General features: G+C 66.9%; 6 protein-coding genes. 2 read left to right on the top strand and 4 right to left on the bottom strand.

Annotation, left to right across the window (positions count from 1 at the left end; genetic code table 11):
- Window positions 1–90 precede the first annotated feature (90 nt).
- Entirely contained in the window at window positions 91–981 is an 891-nt protein-coding gene (gene htpX, locus ACR9ZJ_RS18665) for a protease HtpX (RefSeq protein WP_426285154.1), read from the bottom strand.
- Window positions 982–1177: 196 nt separating this feature from the next.
- Here htpX and gluQRS point away from each other — a divergent pair, with 196 nt between their 5' ends.
- Window positions 1178–2059 carry a tRNA glutamyl-Q(34) synthetase GluQRS gene (gene gluQRS, locus ACR9ZJ_RS18660; protein WP_481288603.1) on the top strand — a complete coding sequence of 294 codons (882 nt, stop codon included), beginning with the start codon at window positions 1178–1180 and terminating at the stop codon, window positions 2057–2059.
- A 57-nt stretch (window positions 2060–2116) separates the two neighbouring features.
- The gene (gene phbB / locus ACR9ZJ_RS18655; RefSeq protein ID WP_306850686.1) at window positions 2117–2857 is read left to right on the top strand and encodes an acetoacetyl-CoA reductase; all 741 of its coding nucleotides are present in this window, start codon (window positions 2117–2119) and stop codon (window positions 2855–2857) included.
- Window positions 2858–2860: 3 nt separating this feature from the next.
- Here phbB and ACR9ZJ_RS18650 read toward each other — a convergent pair whose 3' ends face one another.
- From ACR9ZJ_RS18650 to ACR9ZJ_RS18640, 3 genes are all read right to left on the bottom strand, one after another.
- Window positions 2861–3967, bottom strand: coding sequence for a catalase family protein (locus ACR9ZJ_RS18650; RefSeq protein ID WP_481279810.1), 1107 nt, complete (start codon window positions 3965–3967; stop codon window positions 2861–2863).
- A 66-nt stretch (window positions 3968–4033) separates the two neighbouring features.
- Window positions 4034–5698 carry a ShlB/FhaC/HecB family hemolysin secretion/activation protein gene (locus tag ACR9ZJ_RS18645; RefSeq protein WP_481288602.1) on the bottom strand — a complete coding sequence of 555 codons (1665 nt, stop codon included), beginning with the start codon at window positions 5696–5698 and terminating at the stop codon, window positions 4034–4036.
- The coding region (locus ACR9ZJ_RS18640; RefSeq protein ID WP_481288601.1) for a collagen-like triple helix repeat-containing protein at window positions 5695–6457 on the bottom strand (763 nt) is incomplete at its 5' end. The genes ACR9ZJ_RS18640 and ACR9ZJ_RS18645, both read right to left, overlap by 4 nt.

Here is a 6457-nt window from a genome sequence, read left to right as displayed (position 1 = left end):
GGTCGGCTCCCACCAGGCAGGCCGCGGCTCCGTCCGGAATGCGGTGTACCGTTCTGGTGGGAGCCGACCCTGTCGGCGAGTCAGCCAGCCTCAGCGCGCGTTCTGCAACGCCGCGATCCGCTCCTCGATGGGCGGATGGCTCATGAACAGGCGCTTGAGGCCCGTGGCGAGATGGCCCGAAATGCCGAAGGCCTGGATCGTCTGCGGCAGCGTCGTGTCGCCGTGGTTGGCCGACAGCCGCTGGAGGGCCGAGATCATCGAGGCCCGGCCGGCCAGGTTGGCACCCGCCGCGTCGGCGCGGAATTCGCGCCAGCGCGAGAACCACATGACGATGATCGAGGCGAACAGGCCGAACACGATCTGCAGGACCATCACCACCACGAAGTAGCCCATGCCGCCCTCGCCGTCGCGATCGCGGCCACCGCTCAGCCAGCTGTCGACGACGCGGCCGACCACGCGGGCCAGCACGATCACCAGGGTATTGAGCACGCCCTGGATGAGGGTCAGGGTGACCATGTCGCCATTGGCGACGTGGCCGATCTCATGGCCGAGTACGGCCGAGACCTGCTCGCGGTCCATCTGCTGGAGCAGGCCCGTGCTCACCGCCACCAGGGCGTTGTTACGGCTCATGCCGGTGGCGAAGGCGTTCATTTCCGGGGCGTCGTACACCGCCACCTCGGGCATGCCGATACCCGCCTTCTCGGCGTGGCGGCGCACCGTCTCGAGCAGCCAGCGCTCGGACTCGTTGCGCGGCTCGGTGATGACCTTGGCGCCCGTGGACATCTTCGCCATCCACTTGGAGATGGCCAGTGACACGAAGGCACCGCCCATGCCGAACACGGACGCGAAGACGATCAACCCGCCGATACCCATGCCGCGCTGGGCGGCCCACTGGTCGATCCCCAGCACATGGCAGACGCTGGTGAGCAAGACGATGACCGCGAGGTTGGTCGCGACGAACAAAGCAATACGTTTGAACATGGCTAGTCTCTCTCATGGCGGCTGGCGTATGGCGCCGCCTGGTACAAGTTTTCGGGGCGAACGCTGAACATTCAATGCCGGAAGCCCCGGCTCCCAACGGAAAGCCGTCCCGATGCGGGCGGCCGGACACCGGCATCGCCTAAACTGTGCCCCCGGCGCCGCACGACCAATGAGAAACCTCTCAACCCGCTTCCCGATGACACGCCAACGCTACCGCGGACGCTTCGCACCCTCCCCCACCGGCGCCCTGCATTTCGGCTCGCTCGTGGCCGCCGTGGGAAGTTGGCTGGTCGCTCGCCACGCCGGTGGGGAATGGCTCGTGCGGATCGAAGACATCGATCCCCCACGCGAGGTTCCCGGATCGGCTGCCGCGATCCTTTCCGCCCTGGATGCCTTCGGCATGCCGCCCGACCGGCCACCGGTCTACCAGTCGCTCAGAGGCGACCTGTATGAAGCGGCGTTCGAAAGGCTCCGCCGGGAGGGACACGTGTTTCCCTGCTGGTGCAGCCGGGCCGACCTCGCCGCCCATGGAGGCATCCACCGCGACGGCCATTGCGTCGCACCGGCCGATCCCTCGCGCCCCCCGGCATGGCGGCTGCGCACGCCCGACCTCACGATCCGATGGCGGGACGACCTGCAGGGCCCCCAGGAGGAAAACCTGCGCGAAGTGGCGGGGGATTTCGTGATCCGTCGCGTGGAAGGCTTCTGGGCGTATCAGCTGGCCTGCGTGGTCGACGACGGCGAGCAAGGCGTGACCCACGTGGTACGCGGCGCGGATTTGCTCGAGTCGACTGCCCGGCAAATCTACCTGCAACGCCTGCTCGGGCTGCCGCTTCCGGGTTACCTGCACCTGCCCCTGGTTCTCGACGCCGAGGGGCGGAAGCTGTCCAAGTCGACGGCCGCGCAGCCCGTGGACCCGGCCGATCCGCTGCCTGCGCTGCACGGGGCGCTTGGACGGCTAGGCGTCGAGGTGGCCGCCGGAGCGGCCGATCCGGCCACCCTCCTGCGCGAGGCTCTGAACGGATTCGAACCTGCGGCGCTACGCCGCAGTAGCCTTACCTCCAGCCCGACGCTATAAGAATCGTTTGCCCGGTCGACGGGCCATTACAGGAATCAGGCCAGGATGAAGCAAGGCATCACGCAGCGTACGGCACTGGTGACCGGCGGCACGGGCGGCATCGGTACGGCGATCGTGCGTTACCTTGCCCGGCAGGGTCACCGGGTCGCCACCAACTACCGCGACGAGGCCCGCGCCGCGGCCTGGCGCGAGGACATGATCCGCGACGGAATCGACGTGGTGATGGTGCCGGGCGACGTCTCCGATCCCGTCTCGGCGGAAGCCATGATCCGCGCGGTGGAAGACCTCGCCGGGCCGGTGGAAATCCTGGTCAACAATGCCGGCATCACGCGGGACACCACCTTCCACAAGATGGATTACCAGCAGTGGACCGAGGTGGTGAATACCAACCTCAATGCCTGCTTCAACGTGACACGTCCGGTGATCGAAGGCATGCGCTCCCGGCAGTGGGGCCGTATCGTCCAGATCAGTTCGATCAACGGGCAGAAGGGACAGTACGGCCAGGCCAACTACGCGGCGGCCAAGGCCGGCGTGCACGGATTCACCATCTCGCTCGCGCAGGAAAACGCCCGTTTCGGCATCACCGTGAACACCGTCTCGCCGGGCTATGTCGGCACCGACCTGGTGATGGCCGTGCCCGAGGACATCCGCGCGAAGATCGTGGCGCAGATTCCCGTCGGCAGGCTGGGCAGGCCCGAGGAGATCGCGCATGCCGTGGCCTTCCTCACCGCCGAGGAATCCAGCTGGATCACCGGGTCCAACCTCGCCATCAACGGCGGGCATTACATGGGCTGGTAAGCCCTAGATCCGCAGGTCGGCGATGGAACGCGGCTCGCGGATCGTCACCCCGTTGTGGTGCGCGCGGAACCTCGCCATCACCTTGTACGCCACGCGGCGCGCACGCATCACCGAACCGAGCGGACGGTGCGCGGCGATGCCGTGCCAGGGACTGAAGGCGAGGCCGTCGTCGATCGCCGCGCGCCGGACGGCGTTCCATGCCGGCTGGGGCGGCAGCACGATACGCGCCACGTCGATATAAGGACTCTTCTCCTCCGGCCACGCCACCGACGCATCCTCGATCGGCATGGTTTCCGGGTCCGTGCAGAACTGCACGCGCACCTCCCATTCGCCGCCCTGGCTCGCGAAATGCTCCACCATCGCTTCGCGCAAGCCGTTGCGCTTGCCGTCGAGGTCTAGCTCGGTGTCGGTCAGCGCGGTGAGGTTCGGCGAGTGCGGCGCGATGGACAGCTTCACCACGTAGTCGCCGAAACGCAGCGGCGCCTGACTGTAATACGTGTCGCCCAGCGGATGGGTCTCGGGTTGACCGCCCAGGTTGATCAAGATGGCACTCTTGCCGCCGAACGCCTCGATCACGCGTTCGGTGCCGCGAAGCACCGCCGACAACGCCTTCTTGGCCCCTTCCGCGCGGTCGGTCGTCGCCGCGACGAGTTTCAGCGAACTGGCGAAGCGTTTCGCGTTCGGCGCCGAAAAAACCGGTCCGTTGACCAGGACGAAGTCCTGGGTCGTGTCGCCATCGCTGCCGGGCAAGCGCTCGCCTTCCACCCCGATGATCTTCACCGCCATCCCACGAGGGGTGGAGACGCTGTCATCGAGGACGTCCCCCGGAACGGTGGACAGGCGCATGACCAGCGGATAACGCCCCTCTCGCGCGAAGATGCCCTGGGCCAGTTCCCGTGGCAGGTCACCGGGCACGATCAGCTCTCCGGTGAGCAAGGCATGGCTCTTCGCGTGCACGGAACGGTGCGCGTGCTTTTCGTGTTCCAGCGTGGTCCGGTTGATGCGGGTGAGGGTCTCGATCAACTGCTCGATGGTTTCGGCCTCGTCCGGCTCGACACGCTCCAGTGCCTCGTCGAAACGGATCGGCGGCGGGTGCAGGGAGAGCGGCATGGCGGGGCTCGCGCGGCTGGGTCGCACGATCTTCGCCCCGCTCTCGTGAAGGCTCGGTGGGGGGCGCTACATCAGCTTGTAACTGAAGGTGAGGTTCCAGCGCTTTTCGCGGTCGTTGCTCTCGGGCGGCTTGTCGCCGGTCGGCCATGCCAGCGCGAAATCGATCGAATAGTGCTTGCTGTCCGAGGCTCGCACGCCAACGGCCGCGGAATCCAGCCGGTCGATGAGCGGCCTGGCCCCGTTGAGGTAGACCCGGGCCGTCTGGTAAGCGACATAAGGAACGATGGACTTGATCCACTTCGAACCCGACACGAAACCGCGGTTGGCCTCCGCGGACACGGCCCAGCCACTGTCGCCCGCCGCGTCGCCCGGATCATAGGCATAGGCGAACGAGGGGCCACCGAAGTTGATCTGCTCCGTCGACGGCAGGGCGTCGTCGCTGTACTGGCCCGTGCCGCGCAGCACCGTACCGAACCGGTGCGCCCACTCCTTCGACCAACCGAAATTCGCGGTGTAGCGGGTGAAGCTCACATCGGGCATCGCGATGCCCAGCACGCCGATGTTGCTCACCGCGCGGGAATACGCCCCCATGCTGTCGAATCCATGCGCGACGGCGAAAGCGAACTGCCGCGAAGTCTTCTCGCCGACCTTGAGCCATGACAGTTCCGCATTGAGCACGCGGACACTCGACTGCAATGCCAGCATCACCCCGGTATCGACGTTGCGATAGCGGTCGTCCTGGCGCGACGCGTAGATGCCCATCGTGAGGTTGACCCGACGCGTGTTGCTCAACACCAGGGGATAGATCGCCGAAAGCGCGAGCCGCTCCTGGGTCAAGCGGTGATCGAGGTAGGAAGGCAATTGTTCGTCGGTATCGGGCTGGCCCCAATAGCGGCTGGCATCCAGTTTGGCCTGCCAGCCACGCGAGCCGATCGGCTGGAGGTAAGCCGCCGAATACAGGCGCTGCCCTCCACCGTTGGGAAACAGTGTGGAAACACTCAGTTGTTCGCCGAGCGGCGTCGCGCCGTTTTCGAGAACGGACAGCACGCCCTGCACGCCAGGATGGTTGAAGTCCAGGCCGTAGGTCAGGTCGTAGCGTTGCCGCTTCACGTCCAGGTCGAGCTTGGTCGCACCATCGGTCGTCATGGGCGGAGCCACGTTCGCCGCGACCTTCAGGCCAGGCAACTGGCCGAGCAACTGCGTGTAGCGCTCGAACGTTTCCTGGCGCAACGGGCGCTCGCCGACGATATGCGCGGCCATGGCACGAATGCGCGGCTCCAGGTTACCCGAGTCGCCGCGCACGTCGACGTCGGCGACGTAGCCTTCCACGACCTGGATCTTCACCACGCCACCGGCGAACGTCTGGTTCGGCACGAAGGCGAACGACAAGGCGTAGCCACGGGTCTTGTACATGGCGGTGACGCGATCGGCGGCGGCGATCAATTCGCCCACGGTCGTATCCTTGCCACGCATCGGCGCGAACACGGCGGCCACCTCGGCGAAGGGGATCGACGTCACCCCGGTCACGTCGAAGCGCGACGGCGTCAGGTGCCTGGCGAGCAAGGCTTCAAGCGCGCGGGTGGGCGCCTGTACGTTGACCTTCACCGACGGTGCCTGCTGCGGCGTCTCCGTGCGGGGAAGGGTCTGCAAGGGATTGGCGGGGGCGCGTACCTGCGCCTGCGAGGAACACACGACGGTCATGCCCAGAAGGCAGCCGAACCATCGATTCATGGACTCTCCCTGATAACTGACTCATGGCGCGGACAACCGTCTCGCGCACGTGACCCGGAAGCCGCGACGGGCGATGCCTTCGCACCGCCCGAATTGACCGCCGCGGTCGCACCGTTGCCGATGGTCGTCACGGCACCGCCCAGCGTCGTGGTCAACGGCGCCAGCGGTGAGAGCGTGCCCGAACCGATACCGGACACCGTGCCGCCCAATGCGGCGACCGTGCCCGTCGCGCCCGCGAGCGTGGTGCCCACGGTGTTACCCGCACCCGGGGCGGCGGTACCCAGGCCCGAGGACAGGCCCGTGCTCAACGGAGCGAGTGCTCCGCCCGCACTTTCCACCGTGCCGCCAAGGGTCGAGGTGAGTCCGCCCAGCTGACCGGGAACCGGCGCGCTGGCCAGGCTCGCGCCCAGGCTCGAAATGCCCTCGCTCGTTCCACCGACCAGGCTACCCGAAGCATTGCCTACCGCGGCGACCAGGTTACCTGACGAGATCGGCGACGTGCTGTCGCCCAGGGCAGCCGCGATCGGCGTCACCGCATCGCTCAGGGCCTGCGTCAGCGAGTTCGCCGCCGACGAATCGAGCACGCCGTCGAGCTTCCCGCCGATCTGCTCGACGCCCGAGCCGACGAAGGACACCGTGGTGCCCAAGGCGCTCGTGATCGGGGTGATCGGCGTACCCGCACCCACGGTGCTCACGCCACCGCCAAGATCGTTCACCGCGCCACCCACCTGGACCACGACCTGTCTCTTATACACATCT

The organism is Luteibacter sp. KNZ12-1A (assembly GCF_056755675.1).
This window is presented reverse-complemented; position numbering and strand designations above follow the sequence as displayed.